This is a genomic window from Streptomyces sp. NPDC002884 (assembly GCF_040295245.1).
GTDB lineage: Bacteria > Actinomycetota > Actinomycetes > Streptomycetales > Streptomycetaceae > Streptomyces.
The window spans coordinates 530687-552809 of the sequence record NZ_JBEOVB010000004.1; the positions used below are offsets into that span (position 1 = coordinate 530687).

The 22123-nt window shown below is 70.3% G+C and carries 22 protein-coding genes; 16 read left to right on the forward strand and 6 right to left on the reverse strand.

Annotated features, from left to right (window positions below; genetic code table 11):
• Nucleotides 1-3: 3 nt before the first annotated feature.
• From ABT070_RS12500 to ABT070_RS12525, 6 genes are all read left to right on the forward strand, one after another.
• Nucleotides 4-1272, forward strand: a complete 1269-nt coding sequence (locus tag ABT070_RS12500; RefSeq protein WP_451100925.1) for a sensor histidine kinase — start codon at nt 4-6, stop codon at nt 1270-1272.
• Nucleotides 1272-2063, forward strand: a complete 792-nt coding sequence (locus ABT070_RS12505) for a response regulator (protein ID WP_351758478.1) — start codon at nt 1272-1274, stop codon at nt 2061-2063. The genes ABT070_RS12500 and ABT070_RS12505 overlap by 1 nt, the downstream gene beginning before the upstream one ends.
• Before the next feature lie 132 nt (nt 2064-2195).
• Nucleotides 2196-2432 (forward strand): Flp family type IVb pilin, encoded by a 237-nt coding sequence (locus ABT070_RS12510; protein WP_351758481.1) that lies wholly within the window; start codon nt 2196-2198, stop codon nt 2430-2432.
• Entirely contained in the window at nt 2429-3028 is a 600-nt protein-coding gene (locus ABT070_RS12515; protein WP_351758571.1) for a pilus assembly protein TadG-related protein, read from the forward strand. Before ABT070_RS12510 ends, ABT070_RS12515 begins: the two co-directional genes overlap by 4 nt.
• 34 nt (nt 3029-3062) lie before the next feature.
• Nucleotides 3063-3644, forward strand: a complete 582-nt coding sequence (locus ABT070_RS12520) for a hypothetical protein (RefSeq protein WP_351758483.1) — start codon at nt 3063-3065, stop codon at nt 3642-3644.
• An 8-nt stretch (nt 3645-3652) separates the two neighbouring features.
• Nucleotides 3653-4270, forward strand: a complete 618-nt coding sequence (locus ABT070_RS12525) for an OmpA family protein (RefSeq protein ID WP_351758486.1) — start codon at nt 3653-3655, stop codon at nt 4268-4270.
• On the opposite strand, the gene ABT070_RS12530 is transcribed toward ABT070_RS12525, so the two are convergent.
• Nucleotides 4245-4673 carry a DUF192 domain-containing protein gene (locus tag ABT070_RS12530; RefSeq protein ID WP_351758488.1) on the reverse strand — a complete coding sequence of 143 codons (429 nt, stop codon included), beginning with the start codon at nt 4671-4673 and terminating at the stop codon, nt 4245-4247. The two genes, ABT070_RS12525 and ABT070_RS12530, sit on opposite strands and share 26 nt — an antisense overlap.
• Before the next feature lie 198 nt (nt 4674-4871).
• Between ABT070_RS12530 and ABT070_RS12535 the strand changes: the two genes are divergently transcribed.
• The 9 genes from ABT070_RS12535 to ABT070_RS12575 all read left to right on the forward strand — a co-directional run bounded on the left by ABT070_RS12535 (nt 4872) and on the right by ABT070_RS12575 (nt 14168).
• A complete protein-coding gene (locus ABT070_RS12535) occupies nt 4872-5687 on the forward strand; it encodes a class I SAM-dependent methyltransferase (RefSeq protein WP_351758490.1) in 816 nt (271 codons plus the stop codon).
• A gap of 639 nt (nt 5688-6326) precedes the next feature.
• Nucleotides 6327-7100: an isoprenyl transferase gene (locus ABT070_RS12540; RefSeq protein ID WP_351758492.1), complete on the forward strand. Its 774-nt coding sequence runs from the start codon at nt 6327-6329 to the stop codon at nt 7098-7100.
• Between the two features lie 337 nt (nt 7101-7437).
• Nucleotides 7438-8763 (forward strand): RNA 5'-3' helicase PhoH2, encoded by a 1326-nt coding sequence (gene phoH2 / locus ABT070_RS12545; protein WP_351758495.1) that lies wholly within the window; start codon nt 7438-7440, stop codon nt 8761-8763.
• A gap of 421 nt (nt 8764-9184) precedes the next feature.
• Complete coding sequence (locus ABT070_RS12550; protein WP_351758498.1) at nt 9185-9859, forward strand: aggregation-promoting factor C-terminal-like domain-containing protein; 675 nt, start codon at nt 9185-9187, stop codon at nt 9857-9859.
• A gap of 58 nt (nt 9860-9917) precedes the next feature.
• On the forward strand, nt 9918-10637 hold the full coding sequence (locus ABT070_RS12555) for an aggregation-promoting factor C-terminal-like domain-containing protein (protein ID WP_351758500.1): 720 nt from the start codon (nt 9918-9920) through the stop codon (nt 10635-10637).
• Nucleotides 10638-10778: 141 nt separating this feature from the next.
• The gene (locus tag ABT070_RS12560) at nt 10779-12161 is read left to right on the forward strand and encodes an AI-2E family transporter (RefSeq protein WP_351758503.1); all 1383 of its coding nucleotides are present in this window, start codon (nt 10779-10781) and stop codon (nt 12159-12161) included.
• 189 nt (nt 12162-12350) lie between these two features.
• Nucleotides 12351-13253: a MarR family transcriptional regulator gene (locus ABT070_RS12565; RefSeq protein WP_351758505.1), complete on the forward strand. Its 903-nt coding sequence runs from the start codon at nt 12351-12353 to the stop codon at nt 13251-13253.
• 77 nt (nt 13254-13330) lie between these two features.
• Complete coding sequence (locus ABT070_RS12570; protein WP_171399199.1) at nt 13331-13735, forward strand: roadblock/LC7 domain-containing protein; 405 nt, start codon at nt 13331-13333, stop codon at nt 13733-13735.
• Between the two features lie 4 nt (nt 13736-13739).
• A complete protein-coding gene (locus ABT070_RS12575; protein WP_351758507.1) occupies nt 13740-14168 on the forward strand; it encodes a hypothetical protein in 429 nt (142 codons plus the stop codon).
• Nucleotides 14169-14231: 63 nt separating this feature from the next.
• Here ABT070_RS12575 and ABT070_RS12580 read toward each other — a convergent pair whose 3' ends face one another.
• From ABT070_RS12580 to ABT070_RS12600, 5 genes are all read right to left on the reverse strand, one after another.
• Complete coding sequence (locus ABT070_RS12580) at nt 14232-16571, reverse strand: ABC transporter permease (protein WP_351758510.1); 2340 nt, start codon at nt 16569-16571, stop codon at nt 14232-14234.
• On the reverse strand, nt 16568-17257 hold the full coding sequence (locus ABT070_RS12585; RefSeq protein WP_351758513.1) for an ABC transporter ATP-binding protein: 690 nt from the start codon (nt 17255-17257) through the stop codon (nt 16568-16570). Before ABT070_RS12585 ends, ABT070_RS12580 begins: the two co-directional genes overlap by 4 nt.
• Nucleotides 17254-17778, reverse strand: a complete 525-nt coding sequence (locus tag ABT070_RS12590) for a PadR family transcriptional regulator (RefSeq protein WP_351758516.1) — start codon at nt 17776-17778, stop codon at nt 17254-17256. The genes ABT070_RS12585 and ABT070_RS12590 overlap by 4 nt, the downstream gene beginning before the upstream one ends.
• A gap of 228 nt (nt 17779-18006) precedes the next feature.
• A complete protein-coding gene (locus ABT070_RS12595) occupies nt 18007-18345 on the reverse strand; it encodes a type II toxin-antitoxin system antitoxin (protein ID WP_351758518.1) in 339 nt (112 codons plus the stop codon).
• The gene (locus tag ABT070_RS12600; RefSeq protein WP_351758520.1) at nt 18342-19298 is read right to left on the reverse strand and encodes an SPFH domain-containing protein; all 957 of its coding nucleotides are present in this window, start codon (nt 19296-19298) and stop codon (nt 18342-18344) included. Before ABT070_RS12600 ends, ABT070_RS12595 begins: the two co-directional genes overlap by 4 nt.
• Nucleotides 19299-19597: 299 nt before the next feature.
• Between ABT070_RS12600 and ABT070_RS12605 the strand changes: the two genes are divergently transcribed.
• On the forward strand, nt 19598-22039 hold the full coding sequence (locus tag ABT070_RS12605; RefSeq protein WP_351758523.1) for a transglycosylase domain-containing protein: 2442 nt from the start codon (nt 19598-19600) through the stop codon (nt 22037-22039).
• Nucleotides 22040-22123 lie beyond the last annotated feature (84 nt).

The window sequence follows — 22123 nt, forward strand, 5'->3', positions numbered from 1 at the left end:
GGGATGACGGCCATGACGACGACCGGGGCGCCGCCGCAGAGAGACGTCCTTCTCCAGGTCAACGCGCTCCAGGCGATGTGCCGCCAGGTGTTCGGGTTCCGGCTGGCCATGATCGCGGTCGCCACCCCCGCGGCCCTCCTGAACGCCGCCCCGGGCCTGGGCACCCGCCTGGTGGGCGCGGCCGTGGTCGTCACCTTCATGGGGTCCTACGTCCTCTTCCGCGACTGGGAACGCTTCGGGCCCCTTCTCCTGCGTCACCCCTCCCTGCTGGCCGTGGACACCCTGTTCGGCACCCTGCTGCTGATCTCGGCGGGACCCGACACCACGCTCGCCTACGTCAGCGTCTGCACCCCGCTGCTGGCAGGCATCGTCTACGGCTGGCGCGGCGCCGCCTGCTTCGCGTCCCTCCAGTCGCTGATCCTGCTGCTGGTCCACGCGACCCTCGTGCGGGAGCCCGGCGTCAGCCTCGCCGAGAGACTGCTCCTGCCGGGCCTCTGCGTCATCACCGGAGCCATGGGCTCGTCGCTGCGCCACCTCATGCTCCGCTTCGGCGCGGCCACCCAGGCCCTGACCGCCGTCAAGGCGCGCCTGGCCGGTACCGAGGCGGTCGCCGCCGAACGCGCGCGGCTGGCCCGCGAGATGCACGACTCCGTGGCCAAGACGCTGCACGGGGTGGCCCTCGCCGCGGACGCCCTGGCCCATTCGGCGGGCTCGCCGGGCATGGACCCGGTCATCGTGCGGCAACACGCCGAACTCGTCGCCCGTGCCGCGCGCCGCGCCGCCGCCGAGTCCCGTGAACTCCTCACCGACCTCCGCCGGGAGCCGGACCCGGCGCAGGACGTCGACCTCCTGCCCGAACTGGCCGCCCACGCCGACGTGTTCGGGGACCGGACGGGCCTCCCGGTCAGCTACCACGCCTGCGGCGACCGGGCGACGCTGCCCGTCCCGCCCGCGGTGGCCCGACAGCTCCTCACGATCACCTCGGAGGCCATGGAGAACGCCCACCGCCACGCCGCCCCGACCCATGTGGAGGTGCGAGCGGCCGTGAACGGCGAGCTCCTCACCCTGAGCGTGCGCGACGACGGCCGCGGCCTCCCGCCCGGGGCCACCCTGGAACAGCTGCGCCGCACCGGCCACTTCGGCCTGGTCGGCATGACCGAGCGGGCCGCCTCCGTCGGCGCCCGCATCCGCATCGGCCACGGCCACGACTCCCGGGGCACCGAGGTGCGCCTGGAACTCCCGCTGGCCGCGCTCACAGAGGAGGTCGTCTGATGCCGGACCGACCGCCCCACCGCCCCGGCGCCGAGCAGCCGCTCTTCCCGCCATCGCCCAGGCCCTGCCCCGTGCGCGTGGTCGTGGCCGACGACAACCCGGTGGTCCGCGCGGGCCTGACCGCCCTGCTCTCCGGCCGGGAGGACATCACGGTCGTCGCCCAGGCGGCCGACGGCCGCGAGGCCTACGAGGCGGCCCGTCGGCACCGCCCCGACGTCGTCCTGCTGGACGTCCGCATGCCCGGCGTGGACGGCCTCTCGGCCCTTCCGCACCTGGCGCGGATCACCCGGGTCGTGATGCTGACGTACAGCCACGAGGCCGAGATCGTCCAGCAGGCCCTGCGCGGTGGGGCCGGGGGCTACCTCGTCCACGGGGAGTTCACCGTGGACGAGTTGGTGTCGGCGGTGCGCGATGTCACCCGGGGCCGGGCCCACTTCACCCCGACAGCGGCGACCGCGGTACTGGCACACCTGCGAAGCGATGCGACTGCACACGCCGAAGCGGACCCATCTCCCCTATTTTCCGAGACTTCTACGGAAGCGCTTTCGCAGTTGCAACCAATCGTGAGACAGTCGTCCTCGGTATTCAGAGCGGGGTTCCAACTCAGCGCGAGGGAGGCGGAGATCATGGACCTCATCGCGTCGGGCATGAACAACCAGCAGATCGCCGCCACCTGCTTCATCAGCGAGAAGACGGTCAAGAACCACATCAACCGCATCTTCGCCAAACTGCACAGCAGCAGCCGCTCCGAGGCCGCGGCCAAGTGGCTGGGCACGGCGGTGACCTCATGAGACTCATCCGGACACCCCGCCGGACACCCCGCCGGACTTCCGACTGGGCCCGGGATTGGGCCCAGGGACCCTTCTCCGAGGTGGCCGCACGGTCTTACGTTGCCGGTCACGCCACCGATGGAGAGGAACGCCATGAGCGACCTGCTGCTGAAGACCGCCGTCGCGGCCAAGGTCCGGGTGAGCGGCTGGACGAACACGACGGTGCGGGCCGCACGACGCCGCGCCGACAACGACAGGGGACAGACCGCCGTCGAGTACCTGGGCATCATCGCGGTGGTGGTGGCGATCGTGGTCCTGATCGCCAACACCAACCTGGGCCAGACGATCGTGGACAAGCTCAGGGCCCAGATCGCCAAGGTGGCTCCCTGACACGACACCGCAGGCGTACGTACGGCGACGCAGGGCAGGTCTTCCCCATCTACATCGTGGTGGTGGCGGGCCTGCTCTTTCTCGCGTTCGCCTACTTCGCGGTCGGCCAGGCGGCGGTGAACCGCAACGGCGCGCAGACCGCCGCCGACGCGGCGGCGCTGGCGGCGGCCCAGGAGGCCAGGGACGAGCTTGCCGACCTGTGGGAGCTGGCCGTCCTCGACCCCACGCAGTGGCAGAAGATCTTCGACGGCGATGTGGCACTGAAGCCCTCGTGCTGGCGCGCCTATGAGCTTGCGGCGCAGAACGACGCCAGTGTGGACGCTTGCAAAGACGGCCTCCGGACCACGGTCAGGGTGCAGGCGAACAAGCCGGCAGGGGATTCCGTAATCCCCATCACGAGTACAAGGAAGGCACACGCCACCGCCACCGCCGTGATCGAGTCGCTGTGCACTTTCACGCCGGACCAGCCCGCTCCGGACGACGTACTGCCGATACTCACCTGCAAGGGCGGGGAGGAATGGGAGCTGGACCCGGACGATCTCACCGATCTGCCCGGACCCGAGGACCTCTTCGACGTCCACCTGGCCACCGACTGACGTGCGATCGACGAGTTCAGAAAGAAGCGGAGTGATGAGCATGCGGTTCACTGCGAAAGCCCGCAGGGGGATGGTCGCGCTCGCGGTCGTGACCGGGCTGGCAGTCGGCTCGGCCGCCTGCGGCAGCGGAGGCGACGACGACAAGAAGCCGCAGAGCTCGTCGTCCGCCTCGCAAACCGGTGGATCGCAGCCGAACCCGCAGGAGGGGCAGTCGGAGGAGCCGATCGCCGAGCTGAAGGGGCCGAGCGGACTTCTGCTCCAGATCACGTCCGCCGTCCGCGATTCAGGCGGCTTCGTCACCGTGAACGGCGCCCTGAAGAACGACAGCGGGGCCGAAGCGGTGATCCCGTCCGCGCTGAGCGGCAACGAGACCGAGATCATCAACAACGGACTCTCGCTGGGCGGCGCGACCCTCGTCGACTCCAAGAGCAAGAAGCGCTACTACGTCCTCCGTGACACCGAAGGCCGCCCCCTGACGACGACGGGCTTCTCGACGCTCAAGGCCGGCGAATCCATCGACGTCTTCCTCCAGTTCCCCGCGCCCCCCGCGAGCTCGACGGACGTCTCCTTCCAACTCCCGCTGTTCCCCAGCGGGGTCATCAAGATCTCCGGGTGAGGCCGATCATGACCCCACGTCTCACTCTGGTGGTGGCCGCGGCCACCCTCGTGATGGTCGGCATGGTCCCCGCCGCCGAAGCCGACACCACCCCCAGTGTTCCCCCCGGCACCGAACCCACCGCCACCGCCCCGGTGGAGGTCGACCCCAACGACCCCGACCTCAAGCTCCCCGAGGGCGGCACCCTCGCCGAGCCCAAGGTGCTCGACATCAAGCAGGTCGTCGAGGACGAGTCGGGTGACGAACGCCGGGAGGACACCAACGCGGACGTGACGTTCGCGCTCCAGGCCGAGGTCCTCTTCGGCAAGGACAGCGCGAAGCTCGGCCCGGAGGCGAAGTCCCGTATCGCCACGATCGCCGCGGAGATCAAGAAACAGAGCAACACCACCGTGGTCAGGGTCTTCGGTTTCACGGACGATCTGGGCTCCTCCGCGCACGGCGACGTCCTGTCGAAGCAGCGGGCGGACGCCGTCCAGGCGGAACTCGCGGGCGACCTGAACGACCCGGACATCACCTTCGAGGTCCGCGGCTACGGCGAGCAGTACCCCATCTCCGACAACTCCACCGAGGCCGGCCGCAAGAAGAACCGCCGGGTGGAGGTCACGTTCCCGCGCACGACGAACTGACCCTCACCTCCACCCGCACCCCCGTCCGCAGCCCCCACCCCTCCATCGCCCCGGCCGCCGCCTCCAGTACGTGGCGGGACCGCAGCCGGGGCAGGCCCAGCCGTCCCGGCCGCATGGTGTGCACGGCGATGACGCGGAGCCGCCGGTCCAGATACGCGACGTCGATCGGCATGCGCATGCGAAAGGTGTGCACGCTGCCGGCGGGCGACAGCAGCATCGCCCCGTCCACCGAGTCCCGCCCGAGCAACCCCCGGGTACGGGCCCGGTAGGAGGCGGCGATCTCCAGGGGCACCACCCGGAAGCCGTCCCCGGCCCCGTCCCCGCCTTCATCCCTGCCTGCGCCCCCGGCCTCGTCTGCGCCGCCCACCACCAGTTCGCCCCGTCCGTCCCGCCAGCGCGCCATCCCCGTCTCCCCTCGGCCGTGTCGCTGCCCTCTCGGTCCCTCGCACCGTAGCGAGCCGGATCACGCAGTGGGGAGCAAGCCCCTGTTCCGCACACCGGCGTGAGCATCCCGACCGCACTCCGCCTGATCGAGACCCGTCGCGTGACGGGCCGCCGCAAACCGGCGGCGCCCCCGCGACCTCTCTGCCACCATCCCCGTATGGACGACAAGAGCCGGGACACCGGTGACGACAGCGACCGCGCGGACCCCGCCTTCGAGGCCCTCCTCGCCGAAGGCGCCGCCGTCCCCACCGAGGGGTGGGACTTCTCCTGGTTCGAGGGACGGGCCACCGAGGAGCGGCCCTCCTGGGGGTACGCGATGTCGCTGGCCGGACGGCTGGCGGGCGCGAGCGCCGCGCTCGACGTGCAGACCGGGGGAGGGGAGGTCCTGGACTTCGCGCTCGGCCGGGCGGCCCCCAAGGCCCCCGGGCTCACCGTCGCGACCGAGGGCTGGCCGGCGAACGTCGCCAAGGCGACCGCCCTGCTGCGCCCGCGTGGCATCGCGGTCGTCGCGTCCCCGCAGGACGCCCCGCTGCCTTTCGCGGACTCCGCCTTCGACCTGGTCGCCAGCAGGCATCCGGTGCGGCCCCTCTGGGACGAGATCGCCCGCGTGCTCCGGCCCGGCGGCGCCTACTTCGCCCAGCACGTCGGTCCGCGCAGCGTCTTCGAGCTCGTCGAGTACTTCCTCGGGCCGCAGCCGGAGGGGGTGAACAGCGCCCGGCATCCCGAGCGCGAGCGCGCCGGGGCGGAGGCGGCGGGGCTGGAGGTCGTCGGCCTGCGGACGGAGCGGCTCCGTGTCGAGTTCCACGACATCGCCGCCGTGGTCCACTTCCTGCGCAAGGTGGTGTGGATGGTCCCGGGCTTCACCGTGGAGGCCTACCGGCCCCAACTCCGCGCCCTGCACGAGCAGATCGAGGCCGACGGCCCCTTCGTCGCGCACAGCACCCGCCATCTCGTCGAGGCCCGCCGCCCGTAGCGCGGCACTGGCCGGGAACCGCCCTCCGGCTCCCCGCGCTCCCGCCTGCGCTTCCCCGCGTGCCCGACCTCGCCTCCACAGAGTTTCCACATCGTTATCGCGATCGGTTCATGTCCCTCGTCGACCTCGCGTAAGTTCTCATTCAGGCAATTCGCGTACGCAAAGCTGCGTGGACGTCACCGCGCAGTGGAGGGGGCTGCGCGGTGACGCCCCCGTCAAGCGGACGTTCATGGCCGGAGTAGCCCGTCGGGGGGACGGGCCGGCGTGTGACCGATGGGACCTCAAGCCGCCCGAAAACCTCAGCTTCCCTCGGTGAGCGGGTTCATTCTCCTGGGAATCCGTTGTGTTTCGGCCATGAGCCACCCATGAACAACGCCTTCCGCCACCACCGGCGCGTCGCCGGGCGACTCCGGAGAGTAGTTGTGGCGCGCCGATGCACGCAGCATCACTTACGAAGGGTTATGGTGGAAACCCCCCCTCGGGCCGGTCCGTCTCCCCCCCACGGACCGGCCCGTTTTTTTGCCCCGGCACAGTCGCTCGTGCGGTGGCCGCGCCTCCCACCCCCGTCAACGGCCCAGGCCCCGCAGGGGTAGGCTGCGCCCCGCGGGGACCGCACCGTACGGAGGGGCTGACAATCACGTGAACCTGCGCGACAAGCTGCGCGGCCTTCTGGTCAGGCTGTACGCACGCCGGGTGGAAGGTCACCTGGACCACGCTCAGGTGCCGAAGCACATCGGCGTCATCATGGACGGCAACCGACGCTGGGCGAAGGCCTCGGGTTCCACCACCGAGCACGGCCACCGCGCCGGTGCGGAGAAGATCGAGGAGTTCCTCGGCTGGTGCACCGAGACGGACGTCGAGGTCGTCACCCTCTGGCTGCTGTCGACGGACAACCTCGACCGCCCCGACGACGAACTCGTCCCGCTCCTCGGCATCATCGAGGACGTCGTGCGCACCCTCGCCGCCGACGGCCGCTGGCGCGTCCACCACGTCGGCACCCCGGACATCCTCCCCTCCCATGTGCAGACCGCGTTGAAGGTCGCCGAGGAGTCCACCTCCCACGTCGACGGGATACTGGTCAACGTCGCCATCGGCTACGGCGGCCGCCAGGAGATCGCCGACGCCGTGCGCTCGATGATCGTGGACGCGGCGGACAAGGGCACCTCGATGGAGGACCTCGCCGACTCCGTCAGCGTCGACCTGATCGGCCGCCACCTCTACACCGGCGCCCAGCCCGACCCCGACCTGGTGATCCGTACCAGCGGCGAGCAGCGGTTGTCCGGATTCATGCTGTGGCAGACGGCCCATGCGGAGTACTACTTCTGCGAGGTCTTCTGGCCGGCCTTCCGCAAGGTGGACTTCCTGCGCGCCCTGCGCGACTACGCGGCCCGCCACCGCCGTTACGGCGGCTGAGGAACGAGCCCCGGGGCGTCCGTCGAGGGCGTCCCGTTTACCCCGGTCGGGGCGGAAGTAACGAGGAGTTCACCGGCGCGCCGTCATATGCCGTGGCATGGCGGCGCATGTTCGAGGGCATAAGCCAAGCAGGTCGACGCCCGAACCACGGGTGTCGGATCTCAGCGGGCGGCACGGGGCCGTCCGCCCGGGAGGCCCTTTTGCACCAGCCCGACCGTGCGGTCACGGCACGGAAGAAGCAGCGGGGGGCCGGTTCTCGGCCCGTGCGAAGCGGCCGACGACCGGTCCAGCTCCACTCCGTCGCTCCCCGACCTCATCCGAGGGGGTACGTCCTTCCGTGGTGACCAGCACAAAGCGCCGTATGCCAGACCGGCGCACCTATGTTCTCGACACCAGCGTCCTGCTGGCCGACCCGAACGCCCTGACCCGCTTCGACGAGCACGAAGTAGTGCTCCCCATCGTCGTGGTCACGGAGCTGGAGGCCAAGCGGCACCATCCGGAGCTCGGCTACTTCGCCCGGCAGGCGCTGCGCCTGCTGGACGACTACCGGGTGAAGTTCGGTCGCCTCGACGCCCCCATCCCGATCGGGGAACTCGGCGGCACCGTCCGTGTCGAGCTCAACCACTCGGACCCCAGCGTGCTGCCTTCCGGCTACCGCCTGGGTGACAACGACTCCCGCATCCTCGCGGTCGCCCGCAATCTGCAGGCCGAGGGTTTCGACGTCACGGTGGTGTCGAAGGACCTCCCGCTCAGGATCAAGGCGTCGTCGGTCGGCCTCCTCGCGGAGGAGTACCGCGCCGAACTCGCCATCACGGGCTCCTCCGGCTGGACCGGAATGTCCGAACTGACCCTGTCCGGCGAGCAGGTGGACATCCTCTTCGAGGAAGGGCACATCCACGTGCCCGAGGCCGCCGACCTCCCCGTGCACACCGGTCTGACCATCCAGTCGGAGCGGGGCAAGGCCCTGGGCCGGGTCACCGCCGAGGGCAACGTCCGCCTCGTGCGCGGCGACCGTGAGGCCTTCGGCATCAAGGGCCGCAGCGCCGAGCAGCGCATCGCGCTCGATCTGCTGCTCGACCCGGACGTCGGGATCCTGTCGATGGGCGGCCGGGCCGGCACCGGCAAGTCCGCGCTCGCGCTCTGCGCGGGTCTGGAGGCGGTCCTGGAGCGCCGCCAGCACCAGAAGGTGATGGTCTTCCGGCCGCTGTACGCGGTGGGCGGACAGGAGCTGGGCTATCTGCCCGGTTCCGAGGCCGACAAGATGGGCCCCTGGGCGCAGGCGGTCTTCGACACGCTGTCCGCGGTCACCAGTCGCGAGGTCATCGAGGAGGTCACCGCACGAGGGATGCTGGAGGTCCTGCCCCTGACCCACATCCGGGGCCGCTCCCTCCACGACGCCTTCGTGATCGTCGACGAGGCGCAGTCGCTCGAACGGAATGTGCTTCTCACCGTTCTGTCCCGGATCGGCGCGAATTCCCGGGTCGTTCTGACCCACGATGTGGCGCAGAGGGACAATCTGCGGGTCGGGCGCTATGACGGTGTGGTCGCCGTCGTCGAGAAACTGAAGGGCCATCCGCTCTTCGCGCACGTCACGCTGAACAGGTCCGAGAGGTCCCAGATCGCAGCACTTGTGACCGAAATGCTGGAGGATGGGCAGATCTGAATGACCCGCCCCAATTGATGGGGGACAAGCGGTGGTTGGCGCCGTCCGACAAAGGCTGTGAGCCTAGTCGGGCGGCGCCGGCGTATGTGGGGGTTTCGCGAAATCCCCGGGGTCCCCACGGGTGTGAGCTTTCACACGCAACTCGGAATTGCCTTGCCTGGTCCGGTTACGGCAAAGTCTCAGTCCTGTCAGGCCCCGCATGCGACACATCTGTGCCCCCAGCAGTACGGCACCGCTTGAGCATCACCTTCAACTCCATACCGACCGTCGTATGCCGCCCGTGCACCATGTGGCGCTCTCTCATCGGGAGTTGCCCACCGGGCCCGTGTCTCCTGTGACCCCGTAGTTCGGAGACCAGCGACAAGGGCACGATTGCGTCCGCCAGGGTCACCGAAGCGGGCGATGCTGGAAGGAAAACCGTGTGAGCCGGATCTCGGTCCGGGGATTCGCAGTGGCCTCGGCCACGGCGGTCACCGCTGTCGGAAGCGTCGTCGGCGTTGCCTCGGGCAGTGTCGCGCAGCCCAACGACGCAGAAGCGACGGCCAGCGACGCGACCCTCCTCGCCGACATACCTGTGGGCCAGCAGGCCCAGGTACAGACGGCGTCCCTCACGCAGCAGGCCAACGTACAGGCCATCGCCGCGGACGAGGGCGCGAAGAAGGACGCCGAGGAATCGGCACGCAAGGCTGCCGCCAAGTCGGCGATCGCGAAGAAGGAGGCCGCCGAGAAGGCGGCCAAGGACCGCGCGGAGGCCAAGGCCAAGGCCAGCCGCAGCGCGGGCGACTTCCCGGTCCAGAGCTCCTACTCCATCGCGCAGATCCAGGCGATGGCGGCGCAGATGGTGCCCAGCGGCCAGTTCCAGTGCTTCAGCAACATCGTGGACCACGAGTCCAGCTGGAACTACCACGCCGTGAACGCATCCTCCGGCGCCTACGGACTCTTCCAGGCCCTGCCCGCCGGCAAGTACGCGTCCGCCGGCTCCGACTGGCAGACCAACCCGGCCACCCAGATCAAGTGGGGCCTGAACTACATGGACAGCCGGTACGGCAGCCCCTGTGAGGCATGGTCCTTCTGGCAGGCCAACCACTGGTACTGAGCCCACGCGGCCCTGGTCGTGCAGTTCTCCACCCGACGGCACAACAGAAGGAAACCGCGTGAGCCGGATATCGGCCCGGGGATTCGCCGTGGCTTCGGCCACCGCGGTCACCACTGTGGGCGCTGTCATGGGAGTCGCCCAGGGCAGCGTGGCCCAGCCCGCCGACGACGCCGAGGCGGCGGCCGGTGAATCGACCCTCCTCTCGGACTTACCCGTAGGGCAGCAGGCCCAGGTACAGACGGCCTCGCTGACACAGCAGGCCGACGTCCAGGCCATCGCCGCGGACACCACCGCCAAGAAGACGGCGGAGCAGTCCGCCCGTAAGCAGGCGGCCAAGGACGCGGTGGCGAAGCAGACGGCCGCCGTGGCCAAGGCGAAAGCCGTCCAGGAGGCCAAGGACAAGGCGGCCGAGGCCGCGGAGACCAAGGCCACCACCGAGGTCGCCTCGACCTCGTCGGCCGGCAGCTTCCCGCAGCAGTCGTCGTACACGGTCGCCGAGGTCCAGGCCATCGCCCGCCAGATGGTGCCCAGCGGCCAGTTCCAGTGCTTCAGCAACATCGTGGACCACGAGTCCACCTGGAACTACCAGGCGGTCAACCCCTCGTCGGGCGCCTACGGTCTCGTGCAGGCCTATCCCGGCTCGAAGATGTCGTCCGCCGGCGCCGACTGGCGGACCAATCCGGCGACCCAGATCAAATGGGGCCTGAACTACATGAACGACCGCTACGGCAGCCCCTGCGACGCCTGGGACTACTGGCTGGCCAACGGCTCGTACTGAGCCGGAGCCGCCGTCCCCGCTCAACCCCGCGCAGCCCCTCCCCGTCCTAGGGGGAGGGGCTTTCGCCCTGTACGGTCGGTACGGCCGGGACCGACGACTCCAGGGGGAGTGGTGGGGAGAGACGGGGGAAGAGGTCGAATCATGTCGCGAGTTCCAGGGTGGCTCGGCCGGCTCGGAGCCGGACTGAGCGAGATGGGTGAGCGGCTCGACGAACGGCGTGCCGAGGTCGAGCGGGAACGGCGGGAGAGCGCCGCCGAGCCGGAGCCCACGCCGCCCGACCCCACCGAACCGGCCGCCGAGGCCTACCCGGAAGAACTCGTGCCCTCCGCACCGCGCCCCGACCCCGCCCAGGCCGTGCCGTGGGGCGTCCGGGTCGCCGCCGAGGCGGGCTGGCGGCTGCTGGTGCTTGCCGGGACCGTCTGGGTGCTGATGAAGGCCATCAGCGCGATCCAACTGGTCGTCATGTCCTTCGTGGTCGCGCTGCTCCTCACCGCGCTCCTCCAGCCCACCGTGGCCCGGCTGAAGCGGGCCGGAGTGCCCGGCGGAGCGGCCACCGCGCTGACGGCGATCCTCGGGTTCGTCGTGATCGGGCTGATGGGCTGGTTCGTGACCTGGCAGGTCATGGCGAACATCGACGACCTCTCCGGCCAGGTCCAGGACGGCATCGACGATCTGAGACGGTGGCTGCTCAACAGCCCCTTCCACGTCACCGACAAGCAGATCAACGGCATCGCCAAGAACCTGCGGGACGCCATCGGCGACAACACGGACTCGATCACCTCGGCGGGCCTGGAGGGCGTCACCGTCGTCGTCGAGGCGCTGACCGGCATCCTCCTGGCGTTCTTCTCGACGCTCTTCCTGCTGTACGACGGCAAGCGCATCTGGGAGTGGACGCTCAAGCTGGTCCCGGCCGCGGCCCGGCCGGGCGTGGCGGGCGCGGGTCCGCGGGCCTGGGCGACGCTCACGGCGTATGTGCGCGGCACGGTGATAGTCGCGTTGATCGACGCGATCTTCATCGGCCTCGGCATCTACTTCCTCGACGTGCCGATGGCCGTCCCGCTCGCCGTCTTCATCTTCCTGTTCTCCTTCATCCCGCTCGTCGGCGCGGTCGCCTCCGGCGCGCTGGCGGTGGTGGTCGCGCTGGTCACACAGGGCGTGTTCACCGCGGTGATGACCCTGGCGGTCGTGCTGGCCGTGCAGCAGATCGAGGGCCACATCCTCCAGCCGTTCATCCTCGGCCGCGCGGTGCGCGTCCACCCGCTGGCGGTGGTCCTGTCGGTCGCCGCGGGCGGCATGGTGGCCGGCATCGGCGGCGCGATCGTGGCGGTGCCCCTGGTGGCCGTGACGAACACGGTGGTGGGCTACCTGCACGCCTACTCCCGCGAACAGGCCCTGCGGCACGCGCCGCGGCCGAGGGGCGCGACGGCGGCGGGTGTGGCACCGGTGGCGGCCCCCGCGGGCGCCCCCACGGCTTCGCCGCCGGCCTCCGCCGCGCCGGAAACGCCCTCGGACAAGGCTCCCTGAGGGAACGACCGAGGTCTTTCAATCGATCAAATGGACGCCGAACAAAGCGAATTGAGTCCATCGGCGGAGCAAGTTCCGTCAGCTGAGGGCAGGTCGGAAATCCCTCGCTGGAATATGCGTACGGACTGATACACATTCCCTCCTCAGCGCTACGCGTCAGGCGTATGTGCGAGAGGTCCAAGGGGAGTGATGTCGGGCTACGAGCTGCTGGCACGCGACCTTGCCGCGTGCGGCCGGGAAGGCTTCACCGGGGAACTGCACGTCCTCGGCTCGCCCGGCGGCACCTTCCATCTGCACGGCGGGCTGGTCGTCGCGGTCGAGTCGCCGGGCGCCCCCGCACCCGAGGCGCTGCTGTTGCGCTCCGGCCGGATCGGCGGGGAGGAGTGGGCCGGGCTGGTGCGTGAGTCGGGCGGCGTGCGCTGGCCGGTCGCCGGCCTGATCGCCCACGGCTACGCGGGGGCCGCCCAGCTCCGGGTGGTCTGCGCGATGGCTCTCCAGGACGCCGTGTTCGCGGTCGTCGCGGGCAGCGTCGACGGCTGCGAACGCGGTCCGGTGACCGGGCCGCCGCCCGCCCCGGTCGCCGTGGGCGAGCCGCCCACCCGGCTGCTCCAGGTGGCCTCCCGCAAGCTCACCGCGCTCCTGGAGCAGCCGTATCCCGTGCGCCCGGACCGGGAACGGCCCGTGCCCGCCTCCCTGTCCTACGCGGCCGGCCGGCTCGGCGCGCTGCAGCGCGATCTGCTCGCCCACGCCGACGGCCGGCGCACCGCCCGGGACCTCGCCTTCCGCACCGGGCGCGGGGTCTACACCGTCACCGTCGAGGTGGCCCGGATGCTGGGCGAGGGGCTCCTGGAGTGCGTGGACGCGCCCCGGCCGATCCCCGTCCGGCTGCCGCCCGACGGGCACGGCATACGCCCCCGCGAACCGGCCCCGCCGCAGCCCCGGCAGTCGCCGGTGCCGGAAGCGGCGGCCCTGCCGCGCCGCAGCCCCGGCGCCAGCGGCATCAACGAGGCCCTCACGACGGAACAGGACGGCACCGGCAGCGGCACCGGCTGGAAGGAGTTCTTCCGCCTGCGGAACCCGACGGCGAAATAACCGCCCCACGCAGCCCCACGTAAACCCCCACAGAAAAAAGACGGTCATATGCGATCAGGATTAGGGGAGTTGCATTCATGGACCACACAGCCCTCGCGCGGGAGATGCGCGGCCTGCGGGAGCAGGTGACCGGTATCACCGACACGGCGCTGGCGGCGGCGGACGGACTGCTCATCGCCGCCGACACCGCCGACTCCATCGATCCGGAGGGCCTCGCCGCCCTCGCCGCGGCCGGCCTCGGCCTCGCCCGCCGCACCGCGGAGGCGACCGCCCGCGGCGCCCTGCACCGCACGGTGGCCTACGGCAGCCACGGCTGCGCCGCGTTCTACGCGGTCGGCGACACCGCGCTGATGGTCGTGCTCGGCGACGAGGGCATGGACGTGGAGCGCCTGCACCGGGCGACCCAACCCGCCCTGCGCCGCATCGATCTGATCCTCACCGACCGGACCGAGACGACCGTGAAGACCGCTGAAGGAGTCTGAAGGGATGGCGACGAAACGTATGACCCCAGGTTTCTCCGACCAGGTGATGGGCCTGGTCAAGTCACTGCGCACGGATGCCCCCGACTGCGTCGCCTCCGGCGTCGTCGACATGTCCACCGGCATGCTGCTCTCCTACGAGACCGTCGACAACCATCCCCCCGAGGTCCTGGACCTGCTGGCGGGCGCGACGCTCGACCTGTTCCAGGGCCGTACGGTCGTGATGATCGAGGACGTCTTCAAGGAGCGGCGCGGGAACCCGAGCGAGAACCACTTCTTCCAGGAGATCCTCGTCAACAGTGAGAATCTCACTCACCTGTTCGTGCGGATGACCGAGCAGCAGGACGTCGTCGCGGTGGTCGTCTGCCGCAAATCCGTCAACGTCGGGATGCTGTTCGCCCAGGTGCGCAGGGTCGTGCGGGAGTACCAGCTCTGAACGCGGAACGGTCCCTCCCCGGGCGGGGAGGGACCGTCTGCTCATCGCGTGCTCACGGCCCGCTCACTCCGTGCGCAGGCCGTCCGGCCGCAGCAGCTTCAGCAGCGGAGGCAGGCTCAGCAGCGTCACCAGCAGGACGACCGCCGCGCCGAAGCCGGTCATCGACAGCACGCTCGCCCAGTCCACGCGCACCGGCGTGTCCGTCATCTTCAGCAGGATCACGCCCAGCGTCAGCCCCACCGCCATGGCCAGCACCAGGCCCAGCAGGATCGGGATCGCCGTCTGCCACAGCACCGACAGGCCCAGCGTGCGCCGCCGGGTGCCGAAGGCCACCAGGGACGACAGCAGCTTGCGGCGCTCGCGCAGCTGCTCCAGCTGGGAGACCAGCAGGCTCGCCCCGATCAGCAGCAGCACACAGGCGGAGCCGACGAGCAGACCGGTGCGGATGGTGGTGAACTTCGTGTCCTGCCGGGTGGACGACCACATCATCGGGTCGGCCAGCGGAGCAACGTGGAACGCCGTGTTGCGGGCGTACTCGTAGGCGTCGGGCACCGACTCGTCGATCGACAGGTAGATCTCACCGTTGACCAACTTCGCGGCGGCCTCGGGCAGCGCGCTCGGCGTCATCAGGAAGCCGCCGCGCTCGTAGTCGGTGAGGCCCTTGACCGACCGGGCCTCGGTGATGCCCGCGGGGACGGTCCAGACCACCTCGTCGGTGCTCCCCGAGGCGGACGGCTCGACGTACAGCTTCGTGCCGGGCTTGTTCATCTTCGGCCCGTCGGCGGAGTACTCGTCGCCGTCGAGGACGAACATGTCGCCGTCCTTGCACGAGGGCAGCTTCGCCACCTCGCGCAGGGCCGTGCAGTCGCCCACGGTCAGCTCGGTGGAGAGGTTCGGGCCGTTCTCGCTGTTCCAGGAGGAATCGCCCAGGTAGCCCTCCCACAGGGCCGTCACCTTGCGGACGGCCTTGGTGTCGGTGAACTTCTGGGCGGTCGCGGCCAGCGGCGCGCCGTCCGGCACCCGGACCTGCATCTGCGCCCGGGTGAGGTCCTGGCCGGTGGACTTGGTGTAGGCGCCGTCCACGCCGGCGAACAGCATCTGGAGCGCGATCGCACCGGCCACCGCCACCGCGATGCCGTTGACCATCCGGGCCGCCGTACCGCTGCTCAACTGGAGCCTTCGTACGGCCAGTTGCCAGGCCACACCACCGGAACCGAGCCGGCTGACGACCGTCTCCACGAGCCACGGCAGCAGCGCGGTGATGCCGATGAGGATCAGGACGACGCCGCCGCTCACCAGGTACTGGTTGAAGTCGCCGTTGGTCTGGCCCTGCCCGATCATCGGGTAGAGCATCGCGAAGCCGCCCAGGGGCAGCAGCAGCCGCCACCACAGCCGGCGCCGCGCGGGCTTCGCCGTGCGCACCACGCCGAGCGGCTCGATCACCACACCGCGCAGCGCGAAGAGGGTGACCAGGACCGCCGCCGACGGCACCGCCAGGGCGACCAGCGCGGCCAGCGCGGGGGAGGGGTCGAGATAGCTGGGCCACACGCTGATGCCCATCACCTCGACCGAACCCGCCACCTGGCGGCCGATCAGGAAGAAGACCGTGCCGAGGACCAGGCCCAGCAGCGCCCCGGCCATCGCCTCGCCCGCCGCGATGCGCCGGGTCATACGGCCGTCCGAACCGATCAGTCTGAGGGCCGCGAGCCTGCGGTCGCGCCGCTCACCGCCGAACCGCACGGCCGCGGCGATGAACACGGCCACCGGCATCAGCAGCACCACGATGACGACGAGGATCAGCAGGAGCAGTACCGGGTCGGTCTCCTCCTTCGACGGGTTCGGGTTCCCGAACTCCTTCAGCCGGGTCGCCCCGTAGCCGTCGATGTGCGTGGCGAGCCCGGTGGCGCCCGAGTAGTAGGCGAGTTCCTGGGAGCCGACCAGCCCGCTCTCCTCGATGGTCCCGACCACGCGGTACGGGAGCCGTTCGCGCAGCAGCGCCGAACCGTCGGCGGCGAGCAGCTTCTCGAGCGCGGGCGAGACCGTCATCTCGCCCTCGGCCGGGAACCGGCTCAGGCCGGGCGGCAGCGGGGCGCGCGCTCCTTCCGGCTCCACCAGCCGACCGCGTACGTCCTTGTCACGGAACGTCGTGTCGGCCTGCGCGATCAGCAGGGTGTCGTCGCCCTTGACCGGCTGCTCGCTGCCGAACGGCCAGTCCAGCCGGGACTGTTCCCGGTCGTGGCGCACCGACATCGCGTTCGGTACCGCCGTCGTCAGCAGCAGGACCGCCACGCCGAGCCCGACGCCGACCGCGGTCAGCACGGCCCGTATCCAGCCCTCACGCCCGCCCGCGAAGGCGAACCGTACCCCCAGGCCAAGGTCCCTGGTCGACTGCCGCAGACTCATACGACCCGCTCCATGTCCCGCGACTTGCCGTCCCGGACGACGATCTCGCGGTCGGAGTAGGCGGCCACCCGTGCCTCGTGCGTGACGAGGACGACGGCCGTGCTGGCCGACCGGGCGGCCTCGGTGAGCAGTTCCATCACGCGTTCGCCGTTGAGCGAGTCCAGCGCGCCGGTCGGCTCGTCGGCGAACACCACGCGCGGGCTGGTGACGAGCGAGCGCGCCACGGCGACCCGCTGTCCCTGTCCGCCGGACACCTCACCGGGCCGCTTCTTGGCGAGGTCGTCGACCTCCAGCCGCTCCATCCAGCCCAGTGCGGTGCGTTCGGCCTGCTTGCGCGGGGCGCCGTTCAGCCGCAGCGGCAGCGCCACGTTCTCCACGCAGGTCAGTTCCGGCACGAGCTGCCCGAACTGGAACACGAAGCCGAACTCGGAGCGCCGCAGTTCGCTGCGCCGGGCGTCGCTCATCGTCGCCAGCTCGCGGCCGTCGTACATGATCGAACCCGAGTCGGGCGTCACGATCCCGGCGAGACAGTGCAGCAGCGTCGACTTGCCGGACCCGGACGGGCCCATCACCGCGACGACCTCGCCGGGGTGTATGGAGAACTCGGCGCCGGCCAGCGCCATCGTCGGCCCGTACGCCTTGTGCAGGTTCTCGGCGGTGAGCAGGGATCCCCCGGGGGCGTTCACGCGATCACCGCGGCCTTCAGCTTGTCGAGCCGGGCGGCGGCGAGCTCCAGCCAGCGCAGGTCGGCCTCGAGATGGAACAGGGCGTGGTCACAGATCAGCTGGTCGGCGAAGTCGCCGTGGCGCTTGCGGTCCGTGAGGATGCGCATGCTGCGCAGGTGCTCGGCACGCTGGGTGTCGAGGATGTCGGCCGCGTCGCGTCGGGTCAGCAGCGCGAGGACGACCTTGGTGTACAGCGTCGACTGGAGATACGGCTCGGGCTTCTCGGGCGTGGCGAGCCACTGCTCGACGTCGGTGATCCCGGCGTCGGTGATCGCGTACCGCTTGCGCTCGGGACCGCCGCCGGCCTCGATGCCGTCGACCTCGACGAGCCCGTGCTTCAGCAGACGCGACATCGTCGAGTAGACCTGGCCGTAGTGCAGCGGCCGGTCGTGACCGAACTTCTCGTCGAAGGCCCGCTTGAGGTCGTAACCGTGGCGGGGCCCGGACTCCAGGAGTCCCAGGAGGGTGTGACCGATGGACATGGGGAGGACTGTACATGCGGTGTATACCCGGTGTGTATACGTCCTGTGCACAGATGGCGGCGGGGAGTGGGAGTACGCAGGTGAGGGCCGATTGTCACCGTTCTGCCACAGGCCCGGCGCCGCCTGCGGGCCCGGTGCCCGGCCCGCTCCGTCCTGGTCGGGGGCGAGGGGGCGAGGGGGCGAGGGGGCGAGGGGGCGAGGCGCGAGGGGGGACGAGGGCGCGGCCGGTCAGGCCGGCGGGGGTCCGGAGGGTCCGGAGGGTCCGGAGGGTCCGGAGGGTCCGGAGGGTCCGGAGGGTCCGGAGGGTCCGGAGGGTCCGGCGGGTCCGGCGGGCGGGCCGCCGGGGGGCCGGCCGCGACGGGGCAGGGGCCCGGTGTCGCCGGGCAGCCGCCCGGCCTCCTTCAGCGCCTTGCGCAGCAGGAACTCGATCTGCGCGTTCGCCGACCGCAGTTCGTCCGAGGCCCAGCGGGCCAGCGCGTCGTGGACCAGCGGATCCAGCCGCAGCAGCACCTGCTTGCGCTGCTGCGGCCGACGCTGGGGGGCCGGACCCCCGGCGGGATCACTCACTGGTAGAGGGTCCCGGTGTTCAGTACCGGCTGGGGCGCCCTGTCCCCGCACAGCACCACCATCAGGTTGGACACCATCGCCGCCTTCCGCTCGTCGTCCAGCTCCACGATGCCCTGCTCGGCGATGCGCTGGAGCGCGGCCTCGACCATCCCCACGGCCCCGTCCACGATCTCCCGCCGGGCCGCGACCACGGCGCCCGCCTGCTGTCGCTGAAGCATCGCCGAGGCGATCTCGGGAGCGTACGCGAGGTGGGTGAAGCGGGACTCGATGATCCGGACGCCGGCCGCCTCCACGCGCGCGTGCAGCTCTATGGCGAGCTTCTCGGTGATCTCCTCGGCGTTGCCGCGCAGTGAGAGGCCGCCCTCGTCGTGCGAGTCGTAGGGGTACTCGATGGCGATGTGCCGGACGGCCGCCTCGGTCTGGGTGGCGACGAACTCCAGGAAGTCGTCCACCTCGAAGCTGGCCTGCGCGGTGTCCCGCACGTTCCACACCACGACCGCGGCGAGCTCGATCGGGTTGCCGTAGGCGTCGTTGACCTTCAGTACGGCCGTCTCGTGATTGCGGACCCGGGTGGAGATCTTCTCGCGGGAGGTGAAGGGGTTCACCCAGCGCAGTCCGTCCTCGCGGATGGTGCCCCGGTAGCGGCCGAAGAGCTGCACCACGCGGGCCTCGCCCGGCGACACCGTGTTCAGCCCGCACATCGCGAGGAACGCGGCGACCCCGACCAGGATGCCGACGGTGATCAGCGCCGCCTTGAGGCCGGTCGCGTCCGCCTGGGCGCCGAAGGCGACCATCCCGGCGCCGGCCAGCAGTCCGACCAGGCCGAGCAGCAGCGCGAGTCCGCCGGCCACGCTGTGCGCGGGGAACTCGTGCACACGCGGGGCGGGCATGTCGGGTGTGTCGACGGTGTCGGTGGCGGCTTCGGCGGTGGCCGAGGGGTCGTGAGTGGACATGGCGGGTCCCCGTTTCTCGTCGCCGGCTGATTCAGTAATCAGCGGCCTATCTAAGTGATATCACTTTAGCGCCTCATGGCAACCCTGTGCCACTCTCGTACGTCGGATTCGGTGGGGACGGACGGATCCGGTGGGGACGTCCGGGCGGTTCCCTCGCGCGGGGTGCTGATTCTCACGCCCTGTGCGGACCGGGCCGAGGCCCCTTCGTCATAGACAGCGGTGTTAGCTTTCTGAGCTGACCTGCCCCTGCCCCCGGGCACTGGTGTGACTGCCGAGTAGGAAGCGGAGCGAGCGGACTCATGGGACGAGCGGACGAGAGACGAGCTCGACAGCGCGGTGGGCGCCGCGCGGCGCCCAGGGGCCGCTCGACGGAGCCGGACTCGACGACCCCGTCGACGGCGGAGTCCGTGGCGACCGCCGAGGCGGCGCCCGAGAACGCTCCCGCGACCGGAGGCCGCGCGGCCGCCCGCCGGGGCGCGAAGAAGAGCGGCAAGGGCGCCAAGGGCAAGGCCGGCAAGAAGGAAAAGAGCTTCATACGCCGGCTCTTCACCTGGAAGAAGATCCTCGGCACCTTCCTCGGCCTCGTGGTGGCCGTCATCGGCGCCTTCCTCTGGCTGTACATGAGCACGCCGATCCCCAAGGGCAACCCCGACGCCGCCCTCCAGAGCAACGTCTACGAGTACGACAACGGCGCGATCCTCGCCCGCGACGGTGAGGTCAACCGGGAGAACGTCGACCTCGCGAAGATCCCCAAGGCGGTCCAGCACACCTTCGTCGCCGCCGAGAACAAGTCCTTCTACACCGACGCCGGAGTCGACCTCAAGGGCACCACCCGCGGTGTCCTCAACACGCTCATGGGCAAGGGCTCGCAGGGTGGATCGACGATCACCCAGCAGTACGTCAAGAACTACTACCTGACCCAGGAACAGACCGTCACGCGCAAGCTGAAGGAACTGGTCATCTCCCTGAAGCTGGACCGGGAGAAGGACAAGGACTACATCCTGGCCGGTTACATCAACACCAGCTACTACGGCCGCGGCGCCTACGGCATCCAGGCGGCCGCCCAGGCCTACTACCGCGTCGACGCCGAGAAGCTCACCGTCCAACAGGGCGCCTATCTGGCCGCGTTGCTCCAGGCCCCCAGCCAGTACGACTGGGCCGTCGCCTCCGACACCGGCAAGAAGCTGGTCACCGCGCGCTGGAACTACGTCCTCGACAACATGGTGGAGAAGGACTGGCTCAAGAAGTCCGAGCGCGACGCCATGACGTTCGAGGAGCCCAAGGAGCCCAAGGCGGCGCCCGGCAAGGAGGGCCAGGTCGGCTACCTCGTCGACGCGGCCAACACCGAACTGGCCAAGCAGCTGGTGGCCCAGGGCGTCGCCGACGACTACGAGTCGGGCATGGCTCTGGTCACCCGCGGCGGCTGGAACATCGAGCTCAACATCGACAAGAAGAAGCAGAAGGCGCTGGAGGCGGCCGTCAAGGACCAGCTGACCAGCAAGCTGGACAAGAAGAAGCGCTCGGTCGACGGCGACGTCCAGGCCGGCGCGGTGTCGGTGAACCCGAAGACGGGCGCCGTCGAGGCGATGTACGGCGGTACCAGCTACACCGACCACTACCTCAACAACGCCACCCGCACCGACTACCAGCCCGCCTCGACCTTCAAGCCGGTCATCCTCGCCGCGGCCTTCGACGAGGCCGCCAAGACGCAGGACGGCGACCAGATCACCGCCAACACGATCTACGACGGCACCAGCAAGCGGCCGGTCGTCGGCAGCGACATCGGCTTCGCCCCGGAGAACGAGGACGACCAGGACTACGGCGACGTCACCGTCCAGACGGCGCTGAACAAGTCCATCAACTCCGTCTTCGCGCAGATGGGCGTCGACGTCGGCATGCCCGAGGTGCTCAAGGTCGCGGCCAACCTCGGCATGGACACCGCGGACCTGAAGGCCGTGCCCGCCCAGACCCTCGGCACCATGGGCGCGAGCCCCCTGCAGATGGCCGGCGTCTACGCCACCCTCGACAACCACGGCAAGCAGGTCACCCCGGCGCTCATCAAGTCGGCGGAGAACAGCGCCCACCCGTCGTTCAAGCACACCGACCCCATCGGGGAGCAGGTCGTCAGCCGCGAGGCCGCCGACTCGGTCACCTCGGTGCTCACCGGCGTGGTCGACGACGGTACGGCGAAGAAGTCCGTGCGGGACAACCCGCTGCGCAAGGGCCAGAAGGTCGCGGGCAAGACGGGTACCTCCGACAACAACAAGTCGGCCTGGTTCACCGGCTACACCCCCGACCTGGTCACCTCGGTCGGCCTCTTCGGCGAGTCCGCGAAGGCCCCCCACCCCCAGGTCCCGCTGACCGGCGCGACGACGGGCCTGTCCTCGGACGCGGGCCGGATCAACGGTGGTGGCTTCCCGGCGCAGATCTGGGCGACCTACACCTTCGGCGTCTCCACCAAGGTCACCAAGTTCGACCTGGACACCGACCAGGGCGCGGCGGTCCAGACCGCGTCGCCGTCGGCGAGCACCTCGCCGTCCGCGAGTTCGTCCCCGTCCTCGTCCCCGTCGGCGAGTTCGTCCCCGTCCTCCTCTCCGTCGGCGAGTTCGTCCCCGTCCTCGTCGTCGAAGCCGAGCTCGTCCCCGTCCAGCACTCCGACGGGTGACACGTCGACGGAACCGAGCACGGACGACCCGTCGACCGAACCGGAGGATCCGGAGGATCCGCTCTTCGGCCAGTAGTGGCCGCGAGTGGCCGCTCCGGCCAGGAGCGGCCACCGGCGACAGAGAACGACAGAGAGGGCGCCCGGAGATCTCCGGAGATCG

Bases quoted from the DNA above. Each gene is read 5' to 3' on its own strand.
- ABT070_RS12525 (WP_351758486.1), top strand. From the start codon at position 3,653: ATGACCCCACGTCTCACTCTGGTGGTGGCCGCGGCCACCCTCGTGATG.
- ABT070_RS12520 (WP_351758483.1), top strand. From the start codon at position 3,063: ATGAGCATGCGGTTCACTGCGAAAGCCCGCAGGGGGATGGTCGCGCTC.
- ABT070_RS12600 (WP_351758520.1), bottom strand. From the start codon at position 19,298: ATGTCCACTCACGACCCCTCGGCCACCGCCGAAGCCGCCACCGACACC.
- ABT070_RS12575 (WP_351758507.1), top strand. From the start codon at position 13,740: ATGGCGACGAAACGTATGACCCCAGGTTTCTCCGACCAGGTGATGGGC.
- ABT070_RS12580 (WP_351758510.1), bottom strand. From the start codon at position 16,571: ATGAGTCTGCGGCAGTCGACCAGGGACCTTGGCCTGGGGGTACGGTTC.
- ABT070_RS12505 (WP_351758478.1), top strand. From the start codon at position 1,272: ATGCCGGACCGACCGCCCCACCGCCCCGGCGCCGAGCAGCCGCTCTTC.
- ABT070_RS12560 (WP_351758503.1), top strand. From the start codon at position 10,779: ATGTCGCGAGTTCCAGGGTGGCTCGGCCGGCTCGGAGCCGGACTGAGC.
- ABT070_RS12500 (WP_451100925.1), top strand. From the start codon at position 4: ATGACGGCCATGACGACGACCGGGGCGCCGCCGCAGAGAGACGTCCTT.
- ABT070_RS12570 (WP_171399199.1), top strand. From the start codon at position 13,331: ATGGACCACACAGCCCTCGCGCGGGAGATGCGCGGCCTGCGGGAGCAG.
- ABT070_RS12510 (WP_351758481.1), top strand. From the start codon at position 2,196: ATGAGCGACCTGCTGCTGAAGACCGCCGTCGCGGCCAAGGTCCGGGTG.
- ABT070_RS12565 (WP_351758505.1), top strand. From the start codon at position 12,351: ATGTCGGGCTACGAGCTGCTGGCACGCGACCTTGCCGCGTGCGGCCGG.
- ABT070_RS12605 (WP_351758523.1), top strand. From the start codon at position 19,598: ATGGGACGAGCGGACGAGAGACGAGCTCGACAGCGCGGTGGGCGCCGC.
- ABT070_RS12535 (WP_351758490.1), top strand. From the start codon at position 4,872: ATGGACGACAAGAGCCGGGACACCGGTGACGACAGCGACCGCGCGGAC.
- ABT070_RS12590 (WP_351758516.1), bottom strand. From the start codon at position 17,778: ATGTCCATCGGTCACACCCTCCTGGGACTCCTGGAGTCCGGGCCCCGC.
- ABT070_RS12530 (WP_351758488.1), bottom strand. From the start codon at position 4,673: ATGGCGCGCTGGCGGGACGGACGGGGCGAACTGGTGGTGGGCGGCGCA.